We start from the raw sequence: 25,880 nt of genomic DNA on the forward strand, positions 1-25,880 counted from the left end.
GGAATACTATGCCAACAGCAAAATTCGTTGTTGCAGACCCAAAAACAGGAAGATGCTATCAAATTGAGGCAGATAACACACCATTAGTTGGTAAGAAAATTGGGGAAGTATTTGATGGAAAAATTATAGGATTAGAGGGCTACAAATTACAAATAAGAGGAGGAACTGACTCAAGCGGTTTCCCAATGAGACCAGATATCCACGGAAGTAGAAAGGTTAGAGTTTTATTGAGTGCTCCTCCTGGGTTTAAACCAAAAAGAAAAGGAGAAAGAAGAAGAAAAACAGTTAGAGGAAACACAATAGCTCCTGATATTGTCCAAATTAACGTTAAGGTTGTTGAATATGGAGAGAAATCAATCCCTGAATTGTTAGGATTAGAAGGTGGAGAAAATCAAGAACAATAAATAAAATATAGCTCCTAATTTTATTTTTATTTTATTTATCTGTGTTTAAATATTGTAGTGGTGATTTCTGTAGTTTTTTGACTATTTTGATACTCCGAGTATAACTTTATAAGCTAAAATTATAAAAATGTGAAAATACCATAAGTGTTTTTCAAAGTTAATAAAAATTAAGGAATAAATATAAAAGCCCGTAGGGCTTTTATAAATGCATTTTTCAAAAATTATATATTTGAAAAACACTTATATTTTACAGATAAATAAGAAATTTATAAAGGGGATAATTATGGCAAAGAAAAAACAAGCTAAACAGGCAGAAGTAAATATTGGAATGGTTGGACACGTTGACCATGGAAAAACAAGTTTAACAAAAGCATTAACAGGAGTTTGGACTGACAGGCATAGTGAAGAGTTGAGAAGAGGGATTTCAATTAGATTGGGTTATGCTGACTGTGAGATAAGAAAATGCCCACAATGTGGAACTTACACAACAAAACCAAGATGTCCAAACTGTTTAGCTGAAACAGAGTTTTTGAGAAGGGTCTCTTTTGTTGATTCCCCAGGGCACGAAACATTAATGGCTACAATGCTTTCTGGAGCTTCTTTGATGGATGGAGCAATTTTGGTTATAGCCGCTAATGAACCATGCCCACAACCACAAACAAAAGAGCATTTAATGGCTTTAGAGATTTTAGGAATTGATAAAATTATAATTGTCCAAAATAAAATTGATTTAGTTGATGAGAAGCAGGCAGAAGAAAATTATGAGCAAATAAAAGAATTTGTTAAGGGAACTATTGCTGAAAACGCTCCAATAATCCCAATCTCAGCCCACCACGAAGCAAATATTGATGTTTTGTTAAAGGCAATACAGGACTTTATTCCAACACCTAAGAGAGACCCTGATGCAACACCAAGAATGTATGTTGCAAGAAGCTTTGACATAAACAAACCAGGAACTGAGATTAAGGATTTAAAAGGAGGGGTTTTAGGAGGGGCAATTATTCAGGGAGTATTTAAAGTTGGGGATGAGATTGAAATAAGACCTGGAATCAAAGTAACTGAAGGAAACAAAACATTCTGGAAACCATTAACTACAAAGATTGTTTCATTAGCCGCTGGAAATACCATACTTAGAAAAGCTCATCCAGGGGGTTTGATTGGGGTTGGGACAACATTAGACCCATACTTAACAAAATCAGATGCATTAACTGGAAGTGTTGTTGGATTGCCTGGAACTCTCCCTCCTATAAGAGAGAAGATAACAATAAGGGCTAATTTGTTGGATAGGGTTGTAGGAACTAAGGAGGAATTGAAAATAGAGCCATTAAGAACAGGAGAGGTTTTAATGCTAAATATTGGAACTGCTACAACCGCGGGGGTTATAACCTCAGCAAGAGGAGATATAGCGGATATAAAATTAAAGCTTCCAATATGTGCTGAGATTGGAGATAGAGTAGCTATTAGCAGAAGAGTTGGCTCAAGATGGAGATTAATTGGTTATGGAACAATTGAGGGATAATTTTAATAATATGAGTATCAAATTTACACCTCCGAGCGTTAGCGAGGAGGTGTTAGGGAGTATCGCAATCGCCCCGTAGGGGCGAGTAATGAAATCCTTTAGGATTTCATCTGATGGAGGCTTCCTCTATGCTTATTGGAACGATTGAGGGAGAATTATTTTAATGTTTTTTAAAATTTTTGTAGAAAATACAGTTATATTGCCTAATCCTTTAATTCTTACTAAAATTGAGGGATTATTGATGATTGAATATCTATTAAAAAACAGAGAGCAAATTATTAAAAAAATGGAAAAAATTAATGATATCAATCGTAAAGAAGTTGAAGAAAAATGGATTTTGGATAATTTTGAAAATCCAAAAGATATGGGATTTGCAGGAGGAGATGGAAGCTGTAATAAATTGGATTACATATCTTTCTCATTCTATGGAGTTGGGGCCGTTAGCTTTATACACGGCAGAGGGGAAAAAGTAAAAAAAGCTAAGGAGGAGTATATATTTGATATAACCCATCCTTTGGATATTGAAGATAGAATAAGGAGATATATGCTAACTTTGGAATTAAAAACAGCCCTTTATGTTCTCAAAAATTATAATATTGATTATTACATTTTTGATGGGTCTTTATTTTCTTTGTTGATATTCACAAAAAAAGGTATAGAGATGTATGAGAGAGAGTTAGAAGAGATTTATAATGAATATGGAAAAGAATTTAATAAAAAAATTGATGAAGAAACAAAATCTGGAGAAATTGGCATTATATCAAAAGATTTGAACTTGGAATTAAATAAAAAAATATTAGTTGAGCATGTTGAATATATTTTAACATTAACAAAACTTATTAACGAATTTAAAGATAGAATTATAGGAATATCAAAAACTTCAAAAATAAACATTTATTTCGATAAAAACATGCCTGATATAGCCATATTTACAAAATATACCGACAAATCTGGTTATTCAGAACCAATTGACTTTGTTAATAAATTAGGGGATGAAAAGAAAGAAAAGCATAAACAATTAAGTAGTGTGGTAAAAGGAATAAACTTTATTAAAAACAAGCCATTCTATGCAAAAATTGACACTGCATATATACAATTTGTGAGATTAGAAGATAACTGTGGAGTTGTTGGATTAACAAGCTTCAATAAAATAGATAAAGAAGTCTTATCCTCATTAAAAGAAATATCAATTAATGGCTACCCTTATATATTAAAAAAATCCCATGAAACAGTTGAGATAACCACTAAAAAACTTGAAGCAATTGCTAAACTATTAAATATAGATGACCCTATAGCAAGGCACATCTTAGGGAAGAAAAAAAAGAAATTTTAGTGTCTTTCAAAAAAGGTATTAAAGTTTATTAAGGAAATTTGAATGCCTTCTATAAGAAGGCGTTCATTAATACATTAATAGTTATTACAAAATATTTTGAAAGACACTATTAGTCAAAAGGAGGGAGAGGATGAGATATCTAATAACAACTGCCTTAGCTTATACAAACGGCCCTCTACATTTAGGGCATGCAAGAAGCACTTACATCCCAGCAGATATTATATATAAATACTTAAAGTTGAGAGGGGAAGATGTTATCCACGTTGGAGGAACTGATAACCACGGAGTTCCTATAACATTAACTGCTGAAAAAGAGGGAAAAAGCCCAGAGGAGATTGTTGAAAAATACCATAATGAGATTAAAGAAGATTTAGATTTGTTAGGAGTAGAGTTTGATGCATTTGGCAAAACTCACAGCCAAATACATATAGAAACAGCTCAAGAGTTTTATCTAAAGCTAAAAGAGAATGGCTATATCTATGAGAAGGAAATAGAGCAATTTTACTGTCCAAACTGTAAAAAATTCTTACCAGATAGATATGTTGAGGGAATCTGCCCATACTGTGGAGGAGAGGCAAGAGGAGACCACTGTGAAGTTTGTGGAAGACACTTAGAGCCGTTTGAGTTAAAAGACCCATATTGTGTAATTTGCAAAGGAAAGCCAGAGATTAGAAAGACAAAACATCACTTCTTTAAGTTAAGTGCTTTAAAAAAGGAGTTAGAGGAGTATATAAAAAATGCAAAAGAAATGCCAGAGCATGTTAAAAATATGGCATTGAATTGGATTAAAGAGTTACATGATTGGGATATTTCAAGAGATATAAGCTGGGGAGTTCCAATTCCAGGGACTAATCAAGTAATGTATGTTTGGTTAGAAGCCCCTATTGGCTATATCTCATTTACAAAGATGTTGGGAGAGATTTGGAAGAAATATTGGTTAGAGAAAGATACAAAGATTTATCACTTCATTGGAAAGGATATAACTGTTCATCATGCCGTTTTCTGGCCAGGAATGTTGATTGCTCATGGTTCCTTTAACTTACCAACTGCAGTAGTTAGTGGAGGTTATCTAACCTTAGAAGGAAGAAAGATGAGCACAAGTAAAAGATGGGTTGTTTGGGTTAAAGATTTTGTTAAAAACTTTGATGCTGACTATTTAAGATACTACTTAATCATGTCAGCCCCTCTCTTTAAAGATTGTGATTTCTCATTTGATGATTTCAAAAATAAGATAAACAATGAACTCATCAACATAATTGGAAACTTCACCCACAGAGTTTTAACCTTTACCCATAGAAAGTTTAAGAAAGTCCCAATAGTTGATGAAGATAGATTAAAAGAGGAAGATAAAGAGCTATTGAAAAAATGTGAAGAGACACTTGAGGCTGTGGATAAAAACATAAGGAGCTTTAAGTTTAGAGATGCTTTAGTTAATATATTACATCTTGCCATTGAAGGAAACAGTTACTTCCAAAAGATGGAGCCTTGGGCTGTTGATGATGAAGAAAGATTGAAGGAAATATTATATACTTGCTGCAAGACAGTAAAAACTCTTGTCTATCTGCTATACCCATACATGCCTAAAAAATCTCTTGCACTATTGGAATTAATGAATGAAGAACTTGATTTAGAGCTTAGAGGGAATGAATTAAAGAAACCAAAGATTATATTCAAAAAGATAGATAATAAGAAGATAGAAGAGATGAAGAAAAAGCTTTATGAAAATAAAAAAGAAGAAACAAAAGGAGGAGAAAAAATGGAGCAAATAGATATAAGTTATTTAGAAAAGATTGATTTAAGAGTTGGAGAAGTTGTAGAGGCAGAAGACATACCAAAATCAAAGAAACTTTTAAAACTAATGGTTGATTTGGGAGATGAGAAGAGACAGATTGTTTCAGGAATTAAAGGATATTATAAACCTGAAGATTTAGTTGGAAAAAAGGTTATTGTTATTTGCAATTTAAAACCAGCTAAATTATGTGGTGTTTTATCTGAAGGAATGATTTTAGCAGCCGAAGATGATGAAGGAAATGTTAGCTTATTAACTGTTGATAAGGATATAAAAGCAGGTAGTAAAGTTAGATAAACTAAAAAAATAAGAATATTTAATCTAAAGCTCTCCCATCATCTTTGGAAATGCTTCATAATACCTCTTTTTCATCTCTTCCACATCCAAATTAACAACATCCTTTTCGTTAATCTTTATTTTCAATCTGCTTCCTCCAACTTTTCCAATTATATAAGCAGAACTTAATTTACTTAAAACTTTATCTTTATTTTCATCTCTAACTGCCAATATTATCCTTCCAGAAGTTTCTGAGAACAGTAAAATATCGTCCCTTAAATTATTTTTATTATACTCAGTTAAATCAACTTCTAAACCAATATTGTTTAATACAGCCATTTTGGCTAAAGCTACAGCTAAACCTCCTCTTGAGCAATCTACTGCCTCACTAACCAATCCTTCTTTTACAACTTCCCTAACTTCTTCATAAATCTTCTTCTCTTTCTCTAAATCAACTCTTGGCACTCTTCCCTCTTCAGTATTGTGTATAACTTTATAATATTCGCTTCCTCCCATTTCATCTTTTGTTTCATTTGTAATTATTAATATATCTCCTTCCTTAATCTTGTTATCTAAAACTCCCGGAACTTTTTCAACATCCTCAACTTTACCTAATACAAATATTGCGGGAGTTGGGTTTATTGGATGTTCTTTACCTTCAATAACTGTTTCATTGTATAAACTTACGTTTCCTCCAACAACTGGGATTTCAAAGAATTCAGCGGCATCTGCTAAACCTTTAATGCATTCTGCCAACTGCCAAAATCTCTCTGGTCTTTCAGGATTTCCAAAGTTTAGATTATCAAGCATAGCTATTGGTTCAGCTCCAACTGTTGCTAAATTTCTCACAGCTTCAGCTACAGCATTTACTGCCCCTACATAAGGGTTTAGTTTGCAGTATCTTGAGTTACAGTCAGTTGTTAAGGCAATTCCCATTGGATAAACTTCATTTATTCTTAAAACAGCGGCATCTTTTCCTGGCTTTACAACAGTTCTTATTTGAACTTCGTGGTCATACTGCTGATAAATCCATTCCTTTGAGCAAATATTTGGACTCTCTAAGAGTTTTAATAACACAGCATTTAAATCTTCTGGCATCTTTATTTTTTCCTTATCATCCTCTTTTTCTTTTAAGTCCTCTTTACCTTCCCTATCATATAAAGGAGCTTCACATAACAAATCTAATGGTAAATCAACAACAACTTCTCCTTTGTATTTGGCAATAATCCTCTTCTCTGGAATTGTTTTTCCAATAACTGATGCAGGTAGTTCATACTTTTTAAATATTTCAATTATTTCCTCCTCACTTCCTGGTTCAACAGCTAATAACATCCTCTCCTGACTCTCAGAAACCATAATTTCGTAAGGAGTTAATGGCTCTCTCAATACAACATTTTCTAAGTAAAGCTCACATCCTACTCCTCCACCATAACACATCTCAGATGAAGCTCCTGAAAGCCCCGCAGCCCCTAAATCCTTCATAGCTTTAACTTTTCCTGTTTTTACTGCCTCTAAAACAGCATCAATTAAACATTTTTCAGAAAATGCATCCCCAACCTGAACACTTGGCCTTTCTTCCTCACTTTCCTCAGTTAAATCCTTTGATGCAAATGAAGCTCCTCCTATTCCATCCCTTCCTGTTGAGCCGATTAATATTAAAGACAATCCTGGCTCTTTAGCTTTACCTGTAATGATTTCATTCTCCTTAACTAAGCCGACACAAACAACATTTACTAAGTTGTTGTAATCAAAAGAGCTATCAAACTCACACTCTCCTCCAACTGTTGGGACTCCAATCCTATTTCCATAATCTCCAATACCTTTAACAACTCCTTCAATTAGCCATCTAACTTTATCCCCTTCCTTTCCAAATATATCTCCAAACCTTAATGGGTCTAATAAAGCTATTGGCTTAGCTCCCATTGACAAAACATCTCTAACAATCCCACCAACTCCTGTAGCAGCTCCATTATATGGGTCTATGTATGATGGGTGGTTATGGCTTTCCATAGCTATTGCTAAGCAGATATCATTTTTCAATCTAATTACAGCGGCATCATCTCCAATTCCAACAACTATATTTTTAGAGGTCTTTTCATTAACTGTTTTAGCAAACATTCTTAAGAGCTTTTTTGAGGTTCTATAAGCACAGTGCTCACTCCATAAGTTTTCAAACATTGCTAACTCTATGTGGTTTGGCTTTCTTCCTAAAACTTTTTCTATATACTTTAAATCATTCTCATCCATAATTACACCTTATTAGTTAATTAATATTATTTGTGGATATACAAAAAATGAAGGATGTGTTATTAAACCTTTATGCTTATTTATCAAATATCTCATCCTCTTTAAAAAATAGTTTTATCTCTCTTTCAGCACTTTCCTTTGAATCTGATGCATGAATTATATTATCCGGGGTTGTTAAAGCAAAATCTCCTCTTATAGTTCCTGGTTCTGCTTCAGCAGGATTTGTTTTACCAATCATCTTTCTTACAACAGATATGGCATTTTCTCCCTCAACAACCATAACTATCATTCTTCCAGATGTCATAAAGTTTATTAGTCTCTCATAAAATTCTTTCCCTTTATGCTCTTCATAATATTTTTCTGCCATCTCTCTATCTAATTTAATCATCTTCATAGCCACAATCTCAAAACCTTTATTTTCAAATCTTTCAATGATTTTTCCAATTAGTTTTCTTTTTACAGCATCTGGTTTTAAAGCTACAAAGGTTCTTTCTTTCATAACTATCCCGCTTTTGATATTATATAATTACTATTATTATTACTAATACTTTAAAGCTTTTTGATACGGAAGTTATTAAAAATAATGATAATATTGTTGGTTAAATCTATCTCGAAAAATTTAAATATTGCTCATATATAAAAAATGAAATTGCCATAACATTTTGAGGTGATACCATTAAAAGAATAATTGCCCTATTATTGGGGGGCTATTCTCATAGGAGGTGTGTTTTTAGCAGGATGCACACAAAATCAGGAAACTACAACAACTCAGTCAGGAAGTAAAGAAAATGTCATTAAAGTTGGTTTGTTGGTTGATTTATCTGGAGGTTTAGCAACCTATGGAAACAATGAAAAACATATTTGTGAGATTGCAGAAGAGAAGATAAACAAATACTTTGAAGAGAAGGGAATGCCTTACAAAGTAAAACTTTATGTTGAAGATACAAGAGCAGACCCTAATATATGTTTGCAGAAGGTTCAAGCTCTTCACGCTCAGGGAATAACCTTTTTCTTAGGACCAATGGCAAGTGGTGAAGTCAAAAATATTAAAGGATTTATTAACTCAAATAAAATCGTTATAATATCCCCAAGTTCAACTGCCCCACCACAGATGCTTGGATTTAGAACTCCAGAAGAGAAAAAGTATGTATTTAGATTTGTCCCAACAGATAACTTCCAAGGAAATGCCATTGGAGATGTTGCTAAGCAACTTGGTTTAAAAAATGTAATAGTCATATACAGAAAGGATGCTTGGGGAGATGGGTTGGAGAGAGCAACTGTTGAAAAACTAAAGGCAAATGGAATAAATATTATTGATGAAATTCCTTACGACCCTAACATTGGGGACTGGAGTCCAATAATCCAAACTACAACAAATAAAATTGCTGGAAAAGGAAATGATACTGGAGTAATATTCATTGGTTATGAAGAGGTTGCAACATTATTATCACAGATTGATGATAACTCACCATTATTAAAACATGTTTGGATTGGTTGTGACGGAACTGCAAACAGTAAAAAGGTATTGGAAGAGGCTAAAAACAAGGCAGTTAAGGTTAAACTCTATTCAACAATGTTCCAGTCAGAGACGGATGAAGCTGAAAAGATAAAAGAAGAGTTTAAAAAGAGAGGATATGGAGAGCCTGACCAGTATGCATTAAACGTCTATGATGCATTCTGGGTTGGAGCTATTTCATATGCTGAAATGTTAAATAAAACTGGTGGAAAATACGACGCTGACTTATTATCAAAACTAATAAAAGAAAATACTGTTAAATACTCAGAAGGGCAGTTCGGTGTTAAGTCAGTAACTGGATACATTAAATTAAATGAATGGAATGACAGAGCAAGTGGAAACTATGGAATCTTTGCAGTAACAGAAGATGGATGGAAGTTAGTTGGAGTTTGGGATTCAACAACTGGAAAAATCAACTGGAAATAAAAAATTCCTAAAACTTTAAATAACTCTTTTTTAAATTTTTAAGATATGCAAGTTCTAAGATTATAAATTTTATTCTTTAAACTTTTTATCATTTTTTTGAGGGATACAATGGAGATTTTAAGGACAGAAAATATTGTAAAATATTTTGGAGAGTTTAAAGCTTTAGACGGGGTTTCTATAAGTGTAAATAAGGGAGATGTTACGTTAATCATAGGACCAAACGGAAGTGGAAAATCTACCCTAATAAATGTTATTACAGGATTTTTAAAGGCAGATGAGGGGAGAGTTTATTTTGAAAATAAGGATATAACCAACAAAGAACCAGCAGAACTCTACCATTACGGAATTGTTAGAACTTTTCAAACACCTCAGCCATTAAAAGAGATGACGGTCTTAGAAAATTTGTTAATAGGAGAGATTAATCCGGGAGAAAGCCCTTTAAATTCCCTATTCTATAAAAAATGGATTCCAAAAGAGGAAGAAATGGTTGAAAAGGCATTCAAAATATTGGAATTTTTAAAATTATCCCATCTATATGATAGAAAGGCAGGAGAGTTAAGTGGAGGGCAGATGAAACTTGTTGAGATTGGAAGAGCTTTGATGACAAATCCAAAAATGATTGTTATGGATGAGCCAATAGCAGGAGTTGCTCCAGGTTTAGCTCACGATATATTTAATCACGTCCTTGAATTAAAAGCTAAAGGAATAACTTTCCTAATTATTGAGCATAGGTTAGATATTGTTTTGAACTATATAGACCACTTGTATGTTATGTTTAATGGACAGATTATTGCTGAAGGTAGGGGAGAAGAGGAGATTAAGAATGTCTTATCGGACCCAAAAGTTGTTGAAATTTACATTGGAGAATAAATAAAATCCTTGGTGATTAATATGATAAAAGTAAAAAATCTAAACGCTGGTTATGGAAAATTGCAGATACTATTTGATGTGAATGCAAAAATAGAAAAGGGAAAATTACCACAGTTGTTGGACCTAATGGTAGTGGAAAATCCACATTTTTAAAAACGTTGTTTGGTTTAACAAAAATATATTCTGGAGAGATTATATTTAAGGATAAAGATATAGCAAAAGTCCCTCCACATCAAAAAGCAAGGATGAAAATAGCTTATTTACCACAAACAAACAATGTATTTGCTAATTTGACCGTAGAGGAGAACTTAAAAATTGCTGGTTATGTATTAGATAAAGATAAGGTAAAGGAAAGAATTGAAATAGCCTTAAGTGTATTCCCAGAGCTTAAGGACATTTTAAAGAGAAAGGCAGGAACGCTTAGTGGAGGACAGAGGCAGTTCTTAGCCATGGGTATGGCTTTAGTTAGGGATGCTGAGGTCTTAATGTTAGATGAACCAACTGCTCAATTGTCACCAAAACTCGCTGAAGTGATATTTGAAAAGATTATTGAGATGAGGGATAACTTTGGACTAACAATTTTGTTGGTTGAGCAAAATGCTAAGAGAGCTTTAGAGATTAGTGATAACGGCTATATGTTTGTAAGTGGAAGAGTAGCATTTGAGGGAACAGCAGAAGAGTTGTTAAACCATGAGAAATTTAAGGAATATTCATTAGGAATAACTGCTGTATAAGGTATAATTTTTATAAAACCTAATGAACACATTTGGTCAAGCTTTTACTAAAAGATTTAGGTGAGAAAATGATTTTAGAAGGAGCTATTATATACTCCAACCTTTTGGTTTTGTTGGCTTTGGGATTAACTCTAACTTATATAACAACAAACGTTCCAAACTTTGCTCAGGGAAGTTATGCGATAGTTGGGAGTTATGTTGCTTTAACATTATTAAAGTTGTTTGGTATTTGTCCTTATCTTTCTTTACCAGTTTTATTTGTTGTTGGGGCAATTGTTGGTTTAATAACTTATTTAGCTTTAAAGCCCTTGATAAAAAGAAATGCCTCTGTAGAGATTTTAATGATTGCAACTCTTGCTATAGATTTAATATTATTGGGTGTTATTGGGGCTTACTCTGAAATATTAAGTCAAATTGTTGGTTCTACTCAAGCAAAATTCGTTTTTGCAAACTTGGATTTTTCATTATTTGGATTTAAAGGAATTTTATTTGTTTCAACCTTCGTAGTTATACTACTATTAATTGGACTTTATCTCCTCCTGTATAAAACAAAGTTTGGTATTGCTTTGAGAGCTTCAATGGAGAATCCTTCATTAGCTCAAACTATGGGAATTGATGTTGAAAAAACAAGATTATTTTCTTGGATTCTTTCTGGAGCTTTAGCTGGAGTTGCTGGTGGGCTTTTACCTTTCATGCAAGAGATTGTTCCAGCCACTGGGGATTTAATTATTATTTCAATCTTTGCGGCAAGTATTGTTGGAGGTTTAAGGCATATAAGTGGAGCATTAATAGGGGGCTATATAATTGGAATATCTGAGAGTTTAATAACTTATTATTTAGCATCAGCATTTGGAACAGGATTTTTGGTTTATGGAAAGGTTATCTCCTTAATAATAATGATAGCAACATTATTAATAGCACCTTATGGAATTACTGGAGTCGATTGGAAAAAGTTAAAAAGATTATTATCTACTTCATAATTTAACTTATGGGGTGAAAATATGAGTATTGATTTAATATCCATGATTTTATTGTGGTTTGGGCTTTATTATATTGTTTCTCTTTCCTTAAATATGGAATTTGGTTATGCAGGAATTCCAAACTTTGGTAAGGCATTATCAGTTTTGGTTGGAGCTATTGCAGTTGGGGGAATTTTAGATAGGTTGTTAATGCTATATTTCGGTATTGGAGGAGATTTTATCACTGGAACTACTTATGCAACATCTGCTATAAACAATTTAATTGCCTCAAATCCAATAGTTGGGATTGGAATATTAATATTAGCAATAATATTGGCTTCAATTCTTGGTTTTGTAGTTGGGGCAATCTTTATCTTACCAAGTGCTAAATTAAAGGAGGACTATTTAGGAATTACCTTATTAGCTATAAGTGAAGCAGTTCTTTTAATCTGCACATATAACTTAAATATAATTGGTGGTTATTATGGAATTTCAACCCCAGATATATTAGCATTTGTCTCTGGAGAATATAGAGGTTGGGTATTTGCATGGATTGTATTATTTATTGCTTTCTTAGTTTATTTATTCTTTGAAAGATTGTTGAATACTCCATTTGGTAGAGTATTAAGGGCTATGAGAGAAAATGAAAATACAGTTAAAGCATTTGGTAGAGATATAATGAAATTAAGAATAAAAACAATGGCAATTGGTTCTGCAATTGGAGCAATTGCAGGGGTTTTGTATTCATTATATACTGTAAATATCATTGCTAATGCATTTACAAGAGTAGATTGGACTTTCTTCCCATTTTTAATGGTATTATTGGGAGGAAAGGGAAATAACAAAGGAGTTGCTTTAGGGGTTTTATGTTATGTGATAGTTAAGGTCTTATTAGATATATACAAATATAATATAAAATATGCATTAGGTATTCCATTTGAGCCCGTCTGGCTTTCATATATGTTATTTGGAGTTTTAATGCTTCTTATCCTCTACTACAAGCCATCTGGCTTAATTCCAGAGAAACCAATTATAACTCCACCAATGAAAAAGAAAATCATGGAAATTAGTGGCAAATAACTAAATATAATAGAATTCTCCCGAGAATAAATGTTTTTATCATTCTGAAGTAAATATATAGAAACTCCTATAATACCCATTAATAAATTTTATTAATTTCTGAAAGATACCATATTTCCTAAAGAATATTTTTATTTGAACATTTTCAGCTCTTTTGAAATTTAATTTTTAAAATTAAGATAAAATATTTTTGTGGTGATAAGAAATGATTATTAAGGGAAGAGCTCACAAATTTGGGGATGATGTAGATACAGACGCAATAATTCCAGGACCTTACTTAAGGACTACAGACCCTTACGAGTTAGCTTCACACTGCATGGCAGGGATAGATGAAAACTTCCCGAAAAAGGTTAAGGAGGGGGATGTGATAGTTGCTGGAGAGAATTTTGGTTGTGGTTCAAGTAGGGAGCAGGCTGTAATAGCAATAAAATACTGTGGTATTAAGGCTGTGATAGCAAAAAGCTTTGCAAGAATATTCTATAGAAATGCAATAAACGTTGGATTAATACCAATAATAGCAAATACAGATGAAATTAAAGACGGAGACATAGTAGAGATTGATTTAGATAAAGAAGAGATTGTAATAACCAATAAAAACAAAACAATAAAGTGTGAAACACCAAAAGGTTTAGAAAGAGAAATATTGGCTGCTGGTGGCTTAGTCAATTATTTAAAAAAGAGAAAACTAATACAATCAAAAAAAGGTGTAAAAACATGATGTTGGAGTTAAATGGACTACATGCAGGTTTAAGGTTTTCATCAGCCCATATTGTATTTGGACATCCAACTTGTGGGGTTATACATGGACATTCTTATTATGTAGATGTAAAACTTTATGGAGAGAGGGCTGGAGACTTCAAATTTGTATGTGATTTTAAAATAATTAAAAAAATTGTAAAAGAGATTTGTGATGAATTAGACCACAAATTAATACTTCCAAAAAATCATGAACATGTATATTATGAGTTAAGAGATAAAACCCTATACTTTAAATATGAGAATAAAGAATACAGTATTCCTGTTGAGGATGTCATTTTATTACCTATTCCATCAACTACAGCTGAAGATTTAGCAATATATTTTGCCAATGAAATAGCAGATAGATTAAAAAATCTCGGTTTTTCTAATATAAATTGGATAGAGGTCTCTATCAATGAGGGAATAGGACAGGGAGCTTGCTATAGAAAATACTTAGAGGTGAAATAATGGAAAGAATCTTAGAGAAGGTTAGAGCAAAGTCAGAGATTCCAGTATATGACAAATCAATTGAGAATGTTTTGTCAGCTATTTTAACAACCAACGATTTTTGGAAGATTGTTGATTTAAGTGAGGAACCATTACCTTTAGTTGCTGATATTATAAGAATTTTAGAAGAGGAGGGATTAGTAAAGATAAGTAATGGAATAGAATTTACTGAAAAAGGAAATGAATTTATAAAATCCTATGGAATTGGAGCTAAAGATAATAGTGTTTGTGAATGCTGTGAAGGGAGGGGGGTTTCTTTAAAGAACTACCAAGATTTATTAGAGAGATTTAAAGAGATTGTTAAAAATAGACCAATGCCAAAACACGAATACGACCAAGGTTTCGTTACACCAGAATGCACAATTTCAAGAATCGCTTTAATGAACTCAAGAGGAGATTTATTCAATAAGGATGTTTTAGTTTTAGGGGATGATGACTTAACAAGTATTGCTTTAATGCTCTCAAATCTTCCAAAAAAAATAGTTGTTGTTGATATTGACGATAGATTAATCAACTTCATAAAAGAGGTTGCTGAGCAATTAAATTACAAAAATATAGAAGTTATAACCTTAGATTTAAGAAAACCACTTCCAGAGAAATACAGCAGAGCGTTTGATACTTTTATAACAGACCCACCAGAAACAGTTTATGCTGTAAAAACATTCATTGGTAGAGGAATATCAGCATTAAAAGGAGAGAGAAGAGCTGGTTACTTTGGAATTACAAGAAGAGAGAGTTCATTGGATAAGTGGAGAGAAATTCAAAGAACATTGATAAACGACTTCAATGTGGTTATAACTGACATAATAAGGAATTTCAACCACTATGTAAATTGGGGTTATGAAGAAGAAACAAGAGCTTGGAAATTAGCTCCTGTAAAGAAAAAACCAGAAGATATTTGGTATAAATCCTATATGTTCAGAATAGAGACATTGAAGGATAGCAGAGGATTTGAAGAAGAAGTTGATGTTGGAGATGAGTTATACAACGATGCTGAAAGTTCAACAACATAAAAAATTTTTAAAATTTTTAAATATTTTCACATAAATATTTTAATGCATCTTCTTCCATAAAATGAAGTTTTCCTGGAATTATTATGCAATGCAAAGGCTCACCAAAATCATAATTAATTAAATCTTTTATCTTCCCATAGACAAGTTTTGGTTTTAAACTTCCAGCTCTTGCAACCACCACAGCCTTTGTATCTTCATTTATAATTCCTTCTTTCTTTCTATTTTCTAATTCTAACAACACTTTTAATCCTTCATTTGCTGTCATAAACCTCTTTTCATTTTCATCAATCCTAATATCCAATAAGCAGAGAGTATGCAACCCTCTCTCTAAGTTTTCCTTTATTACATTGTATGGAGTTTCTGGAAAGTAGTTTTCTTCTGGAAAGACAATTGATGTAGTTTTACCAAATTTATACAACTGCAATCCAGTAATTCCAACAGCTGAATATATGGATGGAGCATTTATTATTAAAACTTCAATCCCTTTCTTTTTTGCCTCTATTGCTAAATCAACGTGTGTTGTAGCAACCATTGGGTCGCCAGCAGTTAAAAACATTATGTCTTTATCCTTTGCCTCTTCTATCAACTTATATCCATTGTATTCAACATCTTTCCTACTTAAAACATGAATCTTTTTACCTAAAACCTCTTCTATTTTTTCAGTTGTAGTTCCAGTTAAAACTGCAGTGTAGAATTCAGCATAGATTTTCTCAGCTTTTTTGGCAAATTTTAAGGTTTTTAAGGTCATGTCATTTTCATCATACAATCCTAAACCCGCTAAGATTAGCATTTATATCACCAATTTTTCATGTCTTTCAAAACTTTTAGAATGACTAAGAATGGTTCCAGCAAAAGGGTTATATATTAAAATAGCCCTCTAACCTAAACAATTAAAATTTTGATGGTGGGGTAATGGAAAGTTATTATTATGTGTTCTTCATAATATTATCAATAATCTTCATTGTGCCTAATCTATTAAAGAAGTTTAACATCCCTGCCATAACATCCATTATGATTGCAGGGATTATTATAGGTCCTTATGGGTTAAATATATTGCAGGTGGATGAGACATTAAAAATACTTGCAGATTTTGGAGCGATTATGTTAATGTTTTTAGCAGGACTTGAAGTAGATAATGAAACTTTAAAACAAGAGTTTAAGAACTCCCTAATTTTAAGTTTATTCTCACTACTAATCCCTGGTGTTGGAGGTTACCTAATTGGGCAGTATTTAGGTCTTGGATTTATTGGGAGTTTGTTATATGCTGTAATATTTGCGTCTCATTCTGTAGCAATTGTTTATGCAATATTAGAAGAGCTGAAAATGGTTAAAACAAGATTGGGGACTATAATTTTAAGTGCTACAATTATCGTTGATTTATTTACTCTTCTTTTATTATCAGTAGTTATAAAGTTAGGGATTGGTGGAGAGAATGTGGGAACATTCTTATTAGAGACAGTTTTATACATTGGTGTGTTACTTTTAGCTATCCCATCACTATCCAAAAATATCCTTGGAGTATTTGAAAAGCTTCACGCTCAAAGAATACACTATGTTTTATTTATTATATTCATTGCCATAATAGTTGGGGAGGTTATTGGAATTCATCCAATAGTTGGGGCTTTTATCTGTGGTGTTGCTGTTAGTGAAGCTTTAACTAAAGAAGAGCATGATGAACTTCTAAACAAAAATTTGAATGCAATTGGTTATGGTTTCTTTATACCAATATTCTTCTTAGTTTTAGGAATGGAGACAAATATAAGAGTTATATTTAATTTAAGTAACTTAGAGCTTTTATTAATCACACTAATTTCAGCAGTGGCGTTAAAATTTATCTCTGGTTTTATCGCTTTAAGAATTTTAGGTTTTGATAGAATAAAAAATACTATTGGAGGTTTATTAACAGTTCCAAAAATTTCAGCTTCGTTAGTAGCAGCATCAATTGGAAGAGAACTTGGTTTAATAGGAAATGAAATATTTGTAACAATTGTAGCTCTCTCTGTAATAACAGCTACAATAACTCCAATAGTGGTGAAGCATATATTTGTTGCAAAATGTAATAAAAAAGCTAAAAATTAATTTTTTTAAATCTTAATATCATCCATTCCTGATTTTAACTACAGGAAATCTCAATGAGAGTGATTTAGAGTTCATAAAGGTTTCCATCCTCCAAGAGGTCTGATTTTAACCAGGAGATTAATTTATTCCCAATTATATTGATATTTTTAGCTATAATTTCCATCCTCCAAGAGGTCTGATTTTAACGAGGAGAACTAATATATTACAATAATAATAATAATTTATTAAGTTTCCATCCTCCAAGAGGTCTGATTTTAACAATGGTGTCATTTATGAACTATCAGAATGCAATTAACGTTTCCATCCTCCAAGAGGTCTGATTTTAACGGAGGATATAAAGGAAGGATTAGGGGAAGCAGTTAGACAATTGGTTTCCATCCTCCAAGAGGTCTGATTTTAACAGGCGGTCATATCAGATGATTTATTTTATAATCTTTCTGATATTTATATTTTACTACCCACATTTTACCGATGGGTAGGTTTCACCTTTTATTTATATACCATTAACCAATATTTAAACTTTTCTCTATGGTATAAACTTGGTTTTTAAAATATTTGATTTTCAAAATAAAAATTAATCATTGGAGAAATCTCAAAATAAAAACAATTAAGTAGAATTTTTTAAAAATCCCTATAATTTAACAAATCCAAATAAATAAAATTTTTAAAATAAGCTACCCTTAGAAATTAGATAAAAAAGGTTAAAAATAATGATATCAGATTTTAAATGGGTTTTTCCTAATTATAAATGTATTGAACGAGATAAACTTTCCAAATCCATATAAAATTAAAAATCCTAGTCCTAGTGTATTACGACAAAATTATAAATTGGTAATAAAAATATTATGTAAAAAATACAATAAGCATAAAGAAATCTCTATTAATCATATCTTAATACAGCTCCCTCATCAGCTGAACTTACAAGCTTAGCATATCTTGCTAAATAACCTTTTTTAACCTTAGGTTCAGGTTTTTTCCATTTGGCTAATCTCTCTTTAATCTCTTCTTCATCTAAAGCTAAATCCAACTTCTTGTTTATCATGTCTATTTTTATAATATCTCCATCTTCAACTATCGCTATCGGACCTCCAGCCATTGCCTCTGGAGAAACGTGCCCAATACACGGTCCTCTACTTCCTCCGCTGAATCTTCCATCTGTAATTAAAGCGACAGAATCATCCAACCCCATTCCACATATTGCTGAAGTTGGAGCCAACATTTCCCTCATTCCTGGCCCTCCTGCAGGCCCCTCATATCTGATAACCACAACATCTCCTCTCTCAATATCTCCCCCCAATATAGCATCAACTGCCTCTTCCTCACTATCAAAGACTCTTGCAGGCCCTTCATGCTTATACATTTTTGGATTTACAGCTCCGATTTTAACAACTGCTCCGTTAGGAGCTAAGCTTCCTTTCAATATTCTCAAACCAGCTGTTTCATGAACTGGATTATCTACAGGTCTTATTACACTATAATCAATGTATTTAACCTCTTTAATTATTTCTCCAATGGTTTTTCCACTAACTGTTAAGCATTCTTTTCTTATTTTTTCCTCTAAAACCTTTAAAACAGCTGGAATTCCTCCAGCTCTGTGCAAGTCAATTATAAAGTGCTCTCCACCAGGTCTTAAAGAAGCTATGTGAGGAACTTCACCAGATAATCTATCAAAGTCATCCAATGTTATGAACTTTGGCTTTACCTCATTTGCTATTGCCGGAATATGTAGAGTTGTATTTGTTGAACCACCCAAAGCTAAATCTACCAAAATGGCATTTTCAAATGCCTCCTTAGTTAAAATCTTATCTGGAGTTATGTTGTTTCTAACTAAATCAACTATTCTCATCCCACTTCTTTTAGCTATTCTTATCTTCTCTGCTGTTGTTGCATGTGATGTTGCACAATATGGCAAAGAGAGGCCCATAGCCTCTGTTAAGCAAGCCATGGTATTTGCTGTAAATAGTCCAGCACAACTACCAGCTCCTGGGCAGGCAATATCTTCAATCTCTTTAAGTTCTTCCTCTGTAATTTTTCCAGCTGCACAAGCTCCAACTCCCTCAAATACACTAATTAAATCATACTTTTTCCCTCTCAACTCTCCAGGAAACATCGGCCCCCCAGTAACAACTATAAATGGTAATCCAGTTCTTATAGCTCCCATTATCATTCCAGGAACTATTTTGTCGCATGAAGGAATTAAAACTAATCCATCAAATCCATGAGCTTTTGCCATACTCTCTACAGTATCTGCTATAATTTCCCTTGAAGGTAAGGAATATTTCATCCCCTCATGTCCCATTGCTATTCCATCACATATTGCCATTGTGTTGAATTCAAAGGCAGTTCCTCCATTTGCGTAAATTCCTTTTTTAACTGCCTCAGCAATATCTCTTAAATGAATATGCCCAGGAACAACTTCGGTAAAGCTATTAACAACTCCAATAAATGGTCTCTCCAATTCCTCATCTGTATATCCACAAGCCTTTAATAAACTTCTATTTGGAGCTCTTTTTAATCCTTTTTTTACTCTATCACTTATCATCTTCTCCCTCTTCATAAAATTCAATTTCTGAATTTGAATTTTTTTCTAAATTCTTCACATTCTTTTTCAATTTTTTCAACATCTACACCTTTTCCATAAGTTTATAGAATTTCTCTCCCAAGATTTTTTTCTTGATGAAATTTTCAAGCTCCTTTTTGAATTTATTTTTATCAATAAATTCTGGAATTTCAAAAGTTAAAGTTATCGTCTGTGTAGCCATAATTACCACCAAAAAATAAAATTATTGGCTTTCAGCCATCTTTTTCTTTAAGTATGGCATTAATCCTCCAGCCTCTAAAATTTCCATCATGAATTCTGGTAATTTTTGACCTTTTAAAACCTCTCCAGTGGTTAAGTTTTTAATCTCTCCAGTCTCTAAATTAACCTCTAACTCATCCCCTTCATTGACTTTCTCTGAAATGCCCTTACATTCAATTAATGGTAATCCAACATTTATGGCATTTCTATAAAATATTCTTGCGAAGCTCTCAGCAATAACACAGCTGATTCCAGCTCCTTTTAATCCTAATGGGGCATGCTCTCTACTTGAACCACATCCAAAGTTCTTTCCTCCAACTATTATATCTCCTGGCTTAACCTTCTTTGGAAAATCTGGGTCTGCCCCAGTCATAACAAACTGAGCTAATTCCTCTGGTTTTGTATAAACTAAATACCTTGCTGGTAATATAGCATCTGTATCTACGTTATTTCCAAACTTCCAAACTCTTCCCTTTATTATACTTCTCATTATTTCACCTTTTGAATATGATTAATGTAGATTATAACTAAAATAAAAAGTAAGTGAATAAATAAGTTTTGTTTTCTGTATTGTTTAATATGAAAATCTAAATATAAGAAAATAGAAATAACATTAGTCAAACTTCTTTTTTAATGGCTCTAAATGTTTAACTAATGTATTTAATATCTTCTCCAATTCTTCCCTAAGGGCTTCTTTTTCTATTCTATCTGATTTTATATATTTTCCTAAATCTTCAATATATGTTGTTGTTGCTATTATGTAGTTCAAATCATGATTTATTTTAACTTTTCCAAATATTGGAATTTTAAACATATTTTTAAAATCAGTTTGATACATAACTAAAACATCATTTGGTTCAACCAAGTCATTTTTAATTACTGCTTCAAATGTTAAAACTGACTGAGAACCAAGAATTTTTGACGCCATCCCCTCAATTTTTCTATCTACCGTAATCCTAAGTATGTGTAAGACCGGATGATTTACAAATTTGAAGGTTAAGCTGTGAGAGCTTTCTGTTGGTGAGTTAATTTCTGTTAAAACAGCTCCATTTTTATACATAAAATTTATTAACTCACCAACGAATATCTCGTCAATGCTCTTAGTGTATTCTCTTGAATGAGTTATTTTTTTAGCTAAATCAAAAATTCCCATTTATTCCACCTTTTTATGAATTTCTAAATATTTAGCAAGAGAGGATATTATTGCATTTATATCATTATTTAGTTTTTCCCAATCAATCGTTAGCGTGTCAAAGTCAATGTAATCGTTTATTAGCAAATAAGTTGCACAATTTACAAAAGTATAATAACCATCATACTCATATCTAATACTTCCAATGTTTGATAGCATTTGAGATAGGTATCCTTTTAATCCTAAACCAAATAAGGATGGTGGGATTCCTTTAATCATAACCCCATAAGAAAATTCAATAAACATCCTCGCCCCTATAACTTTGACATCTGTTAATGAGTGGGGAAGCACTTCAGCAACTATTTTTATTCTATCCCAGCTTTCTAAATGTTCAAACATAAAGTAATGGAAGTTTCCATTTGAAGCGATGTCCATTAAAACATATCCATTGTCAGTTAATGTTGTTATTATTGCCCCTAAAAAAACTTCATCAATATATGTTGCTTTATTTTCTTCATTTTTTAATTTCCAACCTTTTTTTATTAATTCTATAAACCTCTTATCCATTAAAATCACCAATTGCCATAATAAAATTTTTAATACTTTAAACTATTTATAGAAATAATTTTAAAGTATTTATTAGGTATCCATTCAACTATATAAAAATTTCTACTGTATTCAGGTATATTGCTTAAAAATTTAAAATTTTATATTAGTTTTAAATATAAAAATTTGTATATTTAAATATATAGGTGAAAATATGAATTTAATATTAACTCTACTCATAATTTTTGCCATAATTGGGCTTTTAATTTTAATTTTTGGAATTTGGCTGATAAAAAAACTTCTATTTCCAAAAAAGAAGCCAAAACCATATCAAGTTAGACATGGAAGCTCATCAAGTAAAAGAGGTTATGGAAGTCATGATGTTTATCATCACCATTATGTAACTAAAGATGTCTATGTCCATGATTATGGCGATGACGACATTTATGATGAAAGAGGAAAAAAAGAGGGTGATAAAGATGATAGTTTAATAGATAAAGCCATTGCCTTTGGAGCTGGAGCAGTAACTGGTTATGGAGTAGCAGAATATGGTGAAGAGATTAAAGAAGAGGTTGAAGATATTGTAAAAGAGGGAGAAGATATAATTGATGATATTGTGGAAGAGGCAGAGGACTTTGTTGAAGATGTTGTTGATGACTTTGATAATGGAGGAGACGACGACTATTAAAGAGGAGGTGTTTTTTATGAAAAAATTTGTTATTATTTTGACTATTTCGATTGCTGTCCTATTTGCTGGTTGTGTTTCAGAGGAAGGAAGTTATGAAGAGTCAAAAATATCTGAAAAATCTATATCATCACCATTAGATATTGTTCCAAAATCATCTGAAAAAGTTGTATATACTAAAACAGAAGGATTTGTTGATTTATTGGGAGAGAATAGTGAAATAGTAAATGCATATAAGGAGTTAATTGGGAAGTATGGTTTAAGTGTGGATGATATTGAATACACAATCCAAGCAGACAATACTTATGTATTAAAGGGATATGGCTTAGATGAATATAAATTCATGGACGAACTTGGCTTAGATTATAAAGAAGAAAAATATAATGGAGCAAATATGCTTATAAATGAAAATCACAATTATGCTGTTGCAAAATACAAAAATTACCTTATTCATGGAAATACTGAAGATGTAAAAAGAGTTATAGACACAATAAAAGGGGACTATCCATCGATAACAGAGAAGAAGGAAATTAAGGACATGTTAAGTAAAGTAGATGACGATTATGTAATAGCAAATATCGGAAGAAATTATAAGGGGTATTATGGCGCTTTTATATACCTTAAGGGAAGAAATGTAGAGTTTGATGTTGTTGCCGTATATAATGACGTAGATGATGCAAAAGAGCAGTATGAATATGTAAAAGAGGAATTAGAGGATGAATTAGATAATGGAAACATCAAAGATTACGATATAGATAGGGATGGCAATATAGTTGTAGCAAAGGTAATAATGAGTAAAGAGGAATTCTTAGGAGATTATGCTAACAAACTTGGTTTAAATTTTGGAAATGAAATAAAATACAATACTGAAAATGAATACAATACACAAACTAAAGAGAAAAGTGAATTTAACCACGATAATACCAACAAAGTTAATAAAAATATCAATCTTGAAGAGCCATATAATTTAATCCCAAATGTGTTTTGGGCGAGCTATGTGGATGTAGGAAAGTTTTCTAAAGTGGTGAAGGGAAAGGGCGTGTATGATGAGTTAAACAGTATATTAAAGTGCTATGGATTATCTCCAGATGATGTTGAGTTTTATATGAACTTAGAAACAGCCAATTTAATAAAAACAGATAAACTAACTGCTAAAGAATACTTAAAAAAATTGGGCTATAGTTACAATGAGGAATATTATGGTGGAGCTACTTTGTTAGTATATACTACAGAAGTATCTGATATGGTAGGCAAATTTGCAGCTACAAACTATAAAGGATATTTCATATTTGGATTAAAAGGAGGAGTTGAAAAAGTTATTGATGCTATAAATGGAAAAAATAATTTGGTAACTGAAGATGAAAATATAAGAGAGATAATAAATGAAATGCCAAAAGGATATTTTGCATTCAAATTATACAATCAGTTTGATGCAGATGGAGGGGAATTTTATTATGATGAGGGAGATAAAATTGTAATTAAGGGACTTTGGATATGTATTGATGATGAATATGCTAAAAAAAGAAAATATATTATAGAAAATGATTATGAAAACTATGGATATACAGATTATAATATTGAAGTGGATGGAAATAGAGTAACAACCACACTTACTATTGACAAAGATGAGTTTGGTGAGTATGATGGATACACTCTTGTAAGTTCTGATTGGATTGGATTGAAAAAACTTGAAAATTGTGAAAATGTAAATGAAGAAGAAGAAAACCAAATTAATGAAGAGCAACAAACCAACGTAGAAAATGAACAACAGACCGAACAGCAGTTTGAAAATGAAGATAAAGAGACCAACACTTATGAATTACCTTTAACATGGAAAGAACTCGAAGTTGCAGGAATGGATGGAGTTATGTTCGACTTTGGAAATAAGAAAGTAACATTTGAAGATTGGAAATATAGCCCTTGTGAATTTAGAAATCCAATAATTATAGATGGAAATAAAATATGGTGTTTTGGATTTAGTGGAGGAGAGTATGGATATTTCACATATAACGATAATATGGGATTCGATGCCGATGTTGATGACATAATTTTAATAGAAATGCCTTACAATGTAAAAGCAGTATGTGATGACTTTTATGGAGCGGGGTGGTTTATAGAGGATGATAATGGAAAGTTGCATCATGTAATATTTGACTGTCCAAAAGAAACAATAATGGATAAAACAGGAAATGTTGAAATTGATTTAGCTAAAATTAAAAAAGATGTTGTGGTAGCAAATGTGGATGTTGATGAATTGATGGCTGGAGCAGAGGATAATAAAAATAATTACAAAATAGTTATTGGTTGGAAAGGAAATAAACTTTACTTAATTACTATGGAGAAAGATAAGTTTGAAGATTGGGCTTATAACAGTAAATATGAAGATGGATTTGATGAACCATTCCCACCTGTGCAAATTAAGGAGTTTGAGTTTAATGGTAATATAATAGATGCAAGAAGTGATTTTAGGAATTATATAATAGTGGCAACAGAAAATGGGCTTTATATAATAACTGTTTATAAAAGAGAGCCAGATGAGTTTAAAATAACTGACTCTTTAAAAACAAATATTGAATGTTATGCTTTTGATACAGGTTCTGGATTATTGGTATATTATGATGGAAGTAAGGTATATTATACAGATATAAAAATTAAATCTGAATCAGATAATTCGGATATTTACTATATTGCAAGAAACTATGAAGGTGGCTTAAATATTGATGGAGTTACTGGATTGTCAATATGTCATAACTACAATTGGCTTGGGACACAAGTGGAAGTGGCTGGAGATGGATGGATAAAAACCTACAATATAGAGTTTGAAGCTAAAAAAGATGCAGAAGGGAACTCTGTATATGACGAAAATGGAAATTCAATATATATAGTTAAATTCGAGCCAAAAAATGTATATTACGATGAAATTTATGATAAATATTATAGCATAAGTGTCCCATTTGCTGGAAAGTATATTTATAGAGGAGATAGTGGGGATTCAAAAAATGGACGTGTAGAGTTTAGGGTTTATACAACAAACAACAAGCTCTATCTATTTGGAACTAATTGGTAATAAAATACATATGTAATTTTTTGCAAACATTTTAAAATACATAATGTAGTGATGAATACTGTTTCCCGTTTCCATAGCTTACCATAGCATTTAATAACTTACTATACGAATCGGTAAGCTATGGAAATGGGTTGTCCTCAGCCCATAGCTTCATCGGGAG

At 32.0% G+C, this 25,880-nt stretch carries 21 protein-coding genes and 2 pseudogenes; 15 read left to right on the forward strand and 8 right to left on the reverse strand.

Features of this window, described 5'->3' with window-relative positions:
• Positions 1 to 8: 8 nt before the first annotated feature.
• From MJ_RS06745 to metG, 4 genes and pseudogenes are all read left to right on the forward strand, one after another.
• Positions 9 to 404, forward strand: a complete 396-nt coding sequence (locus MJ_RS06745; protein WP_010870773.1) for a 30S ribosomal protein S6e — start codon at positions 9 to 11, stop codon at positions 402 to 404.
• A gap of 283 nt (positions 405 to 687) precedes the next feature.
• A complete protein-coding gene (locus tag MJ_RS06750; protein WP_064496772.1) occupies positions 688 to 1,923 on the forward strand; it encodes a translation initiation factor IF-2 subunit gamma in 1,236 nt (411 codons plus the stop codon).
• Positions 1,924 to 2,086: 163 nt separating this feature from the next.
• A complete protein-coding gene (locus MJ_RS06755; RefSeq protein ID WP_010870775.1) occupies positions 2,087 to 3,256 on the forward strand; it encodes a DNA double-strand break repair nuclease NurA in 1,170 nt (389 codons plus the stop codon).
• A 127-nt stretch (positions 3,257 to 3,383) separates the two neighbouring features.
• Positions 3,384 to 5,342 (forward strand): annotated as a pseudogene (metG, locus tag MJ_RS06760) (methionine--tRNA ligase); the annotation flags it as partial.
• Between the two features lie 24 nt (positions 5,343 to 5,366).
• Here metG and purL read toward each other — a convergent pair.
• On the reverse strand, positions 5,367 to 7,568 hold the full coding sequence (gene purL, locus MJ_RS06765) for a phosphoribosylformylglycinamidine synthase subunit PurL (protein ID WP_010870777.1): 2,202 nt from the start codon (positions 7,566 to 7,568) through the stop codon (positions 5,367 to 5,369).
• Between the two features lie 76 nt (positions 7,569 to 7,644).
• Positions 7,645 to 8,067, reverse strand: a complete 423-nt coding sequence (locus MJ_RS06770) for a nucleoside-diphosphate kinase (RefSeq protein ID WP_010870778.1) — start codon at positions 8,065 to 8,067, stop codon at positions 7,645 to 7,647.
• A 189-nt stretch (positions 8,068 to 8,256) separates the two neighbouring features.
• On the opposite strand from MJ_RS06770, the gene MJ_RS06775 reads away from it, so the two are divergent.
• From MJ_RS06775 to MJ_RS06810, 8 genes and pseudogenes are all read left to right on the forward strand, one after another.
• On the forward strand, positions 8,257 to 9,510 hold the full coding sequence (locus tag MJ_RS06775; RefSeq protein WP_010870779.1) for an ABC transporter substrate-binding protein: 1,254 nt from the start codon (positions 8,257 to 8,259) through the stop codon (positions 9,508 to 9,510).
• A gap of 108 nt (positions 9,511 to 9,618) precedes the next feature.
• On the forward strand, positions 9,619 to 10,380 hold the full coding sequence (locus tag MJ_RS06780; protein ID WP_064496773.1) for an ABC transporter ATP-binding protein: 762 nt from the start codon (positions 9,619 to 9,621) through the stop codon (positions 10,378 to 10,380).
• Positions 10,381 to 10,401: 21 nt separating this feature from the next.
• Positions 10,402 to 11,114: pseudogene (locus MJ_RS06785) on the forward strand (branched-chain amino acid ABC transporter ATP-binding protein).
• A gap of 68 nt (positions 11,115 to 11,182) precedes the next feature.
• Positions 11,183 to 12,094 carry a branched-chain amino acid ABC transporter permease gene (locus MJ_RS06790; protein ID WP_064496774.1) on the forward strand — a complete coding sequence of 304 codons (912 nt, stop codon included), beginning with the start codon at positions 11,183 to 11,185 and terminating at the stop codon, positions 12,092 to 12,094.
• A gap of 21 nt (positions 12,095 to 12,115) precedes the next feature.
• Entirely contained in the window at positions 12,116 to 13,153 is a 1,038-nt protein-coding gene (locus tag MJ_RS06795; RefSeq protein WP_010870783.1) for a branched-chain amino acid ABC transporter permease, read from the forward strand.
• A gap of 205 nt (positions 13,154 to 13,358) precedes the next feature.
• Positions 13,359 to 13,871 (forward strand): homoaconitase small subunit, encoded by a 513-nt coding sequence (hacB, locus tag MJ_RS06800; protein ID WP_010870784.1) that lies wholly within the window; start codon positions 13,359 to 13,361, stop codon positions 13,869 to 13,871.
• Positions 13,868 to 14,359, forward strand: coding sequence for a 6-carboxytetrahydropterin synthase (locus tag MJ_RS06805; RefSeq protein ID WP_010870785.1), 492 nt, complete (start codon positions 13,868 to 13,870; stop codon positions 14,357 to 14,359). Before hacB ends, MJ_RS06805 begins: the two co-directional genes overlap by 4 nt.
• Positions 14,359 to 15,411 (forward strand): bis-aminopropyl spermidine synthase family protein, encoded by a 1,053-nt coding sequence (locus tag MJ_RS06810; protein ID WP_010870786.1) that lies wholly within the window; start codon positions 14,359 to 14,361, stop codon positions 15,409 to 15,411. The genes MJ_RS06805 and MJ_RS06810 overlap by 1 nt, the downstream gene beginning before the upstream one ends.
• Before the next feature lie 16 nt (positions 15,412 to 15,427).
• Here the strand turns inward: MJ_RS06810 and dph5 are convergent, their stop codons facing one another.
• Positions 15,428 to 16,201 (reverse strand): diphthine synthase, encoded by a 774-nt coding sequence (dph5, locus tag MJ_RS06815; protein ID WP_010870787.1) that lies wholly within the window; start codon positions 16,199 to 16,201, stop codon positions 15,428 to 15,430.
• A gap of 122 nt (positions 16,202 to 16,323) precedes the next feature.
• On the opposite strand from dph5, the gene MJ_RS06820 reads away from it, so the two are divergent.
• Positions 16,324 to 17,490, forward strand: a complete 1,167-nt coding sequence (locus tag MJ_RS06820) for a cation:proton antiporter (RefSeq protein WP_010870788.1) — start codon at positions 16,324 to 16,326, stop codon at positions 17,488 to 17,490.
• Between the two features lie 880 nt (positions 17,491 to 18,370).
• On the opposite strand, the gene ilvD is transcribed toward MJ_RS06820, so the two are convergent.
• From ilvD to MJ_RS06840, 5 genes are all read right to left on the reverse strand, one after another.
• Positions 18,371 to 20,032 carry a dihydroxy-acid dehydratase gene (gene ilvD, locus MJ_RS06825; RefSeq protein WP_064496775.1) on the reverse strand — a complete coding sequence of 554 codons (1,662 nt, stop codon included), beginning with the start codon at positions 20,030 to 20,032 and terminating at the stop codon, positions 18,371 to 18,373.
• 82 nt (positions 20,033 to 20,114) lie between these two features.
• Positions 20,115 to 20,252, reverse strand: a complete 138-nt coding sequence (locus MJ_RS09515) for a hypothetical protein (RefSeq protein WP_162484760.1) — start codon at positions 20,250 to 20,252, stop codon at positions 20,115 to 20,117.
• Positions 20,253 to 20,273: 21 nt separating this feature from the next.
• Complete coding sequence (gene leuD, locus MJ_RS06830; protein WP_010870790.1) at positions 20,274 to 20,780, reverse strand: Isopropylmalate/citramalate isomerase small subunit; 507 nt, start codon at positions 20,778 to 20,780, stop codon at positions 20,274 to 20,276.
• Between the two features lie 123 nt (positions 20,781 to 20,903).
• Positions 20,904 to 21,443 carry a hypothetical protein gene (locus MJ_RS06835; RefSeq protein ID WP_010870791.1) on the reverse strand — a complete coding sequence of 180 codons (540 nt, stop codon included), beginning with the start codon at positions 21,441 to 21,443 and terminating at the stop codon, positions 20,904 to 20,906.
• Entirely contained in the window at positions 21,444 to 21,989 is a 546-nt protein-coding gene (locus MJ_RS06840; RefSeq protein ID WP_064496776.1) for a hypothetical protein, read from the reverse strand.
• A 193-nt stretch (positions 21,990 to 22,182) separates the two neighbouring features.
• Here MJ_RS06840 and MJ_RS06845 point away from each other — a divergent pair, with 193 nt between their 5' ends.
• Together MJ_RS06845 and MJ_RS06850 are read left to right on the forward strand one after the other, a co-directional pair.
• On the forward strand, positions 22,183 to 22,656 hold the full coding sequence (locus MJ_RS06845) for a hypothetical protein (RefSeq protein WP_010870793.1): 474 nt from the start codon (positions 22,183 to 22,185) through the stop codon (positions 22,654 to 22,656).
• A 16-nt stretch (positions 22,657 to 22,672) separates the two neighbouring features.
• A complete protein-coding gene (locus MJ_RS06850; protein ID WP_064496777.1) occupies positions 22,673 to 25,720 on the forward strand; it encodes a hypothetical protein in 3,048 nt (1,015 codons plus the stop codon).
• Positions 25,721 to 25,880 lie beyond the last annotated feature (160 nt).

Origin of the sequence: Methanocaldococcus jannaschii DSM 2661, assembly GCF_000091665.1 — an archaeon.
In the GTDB taxonomy this organism is placed as follows: domain Archaea; phylum AGJL01; class Methanococci; order Methanococcales; family Methanocaldococcaceae; genus Methanocaldococcus; species Methanocaldococcus jannaschii.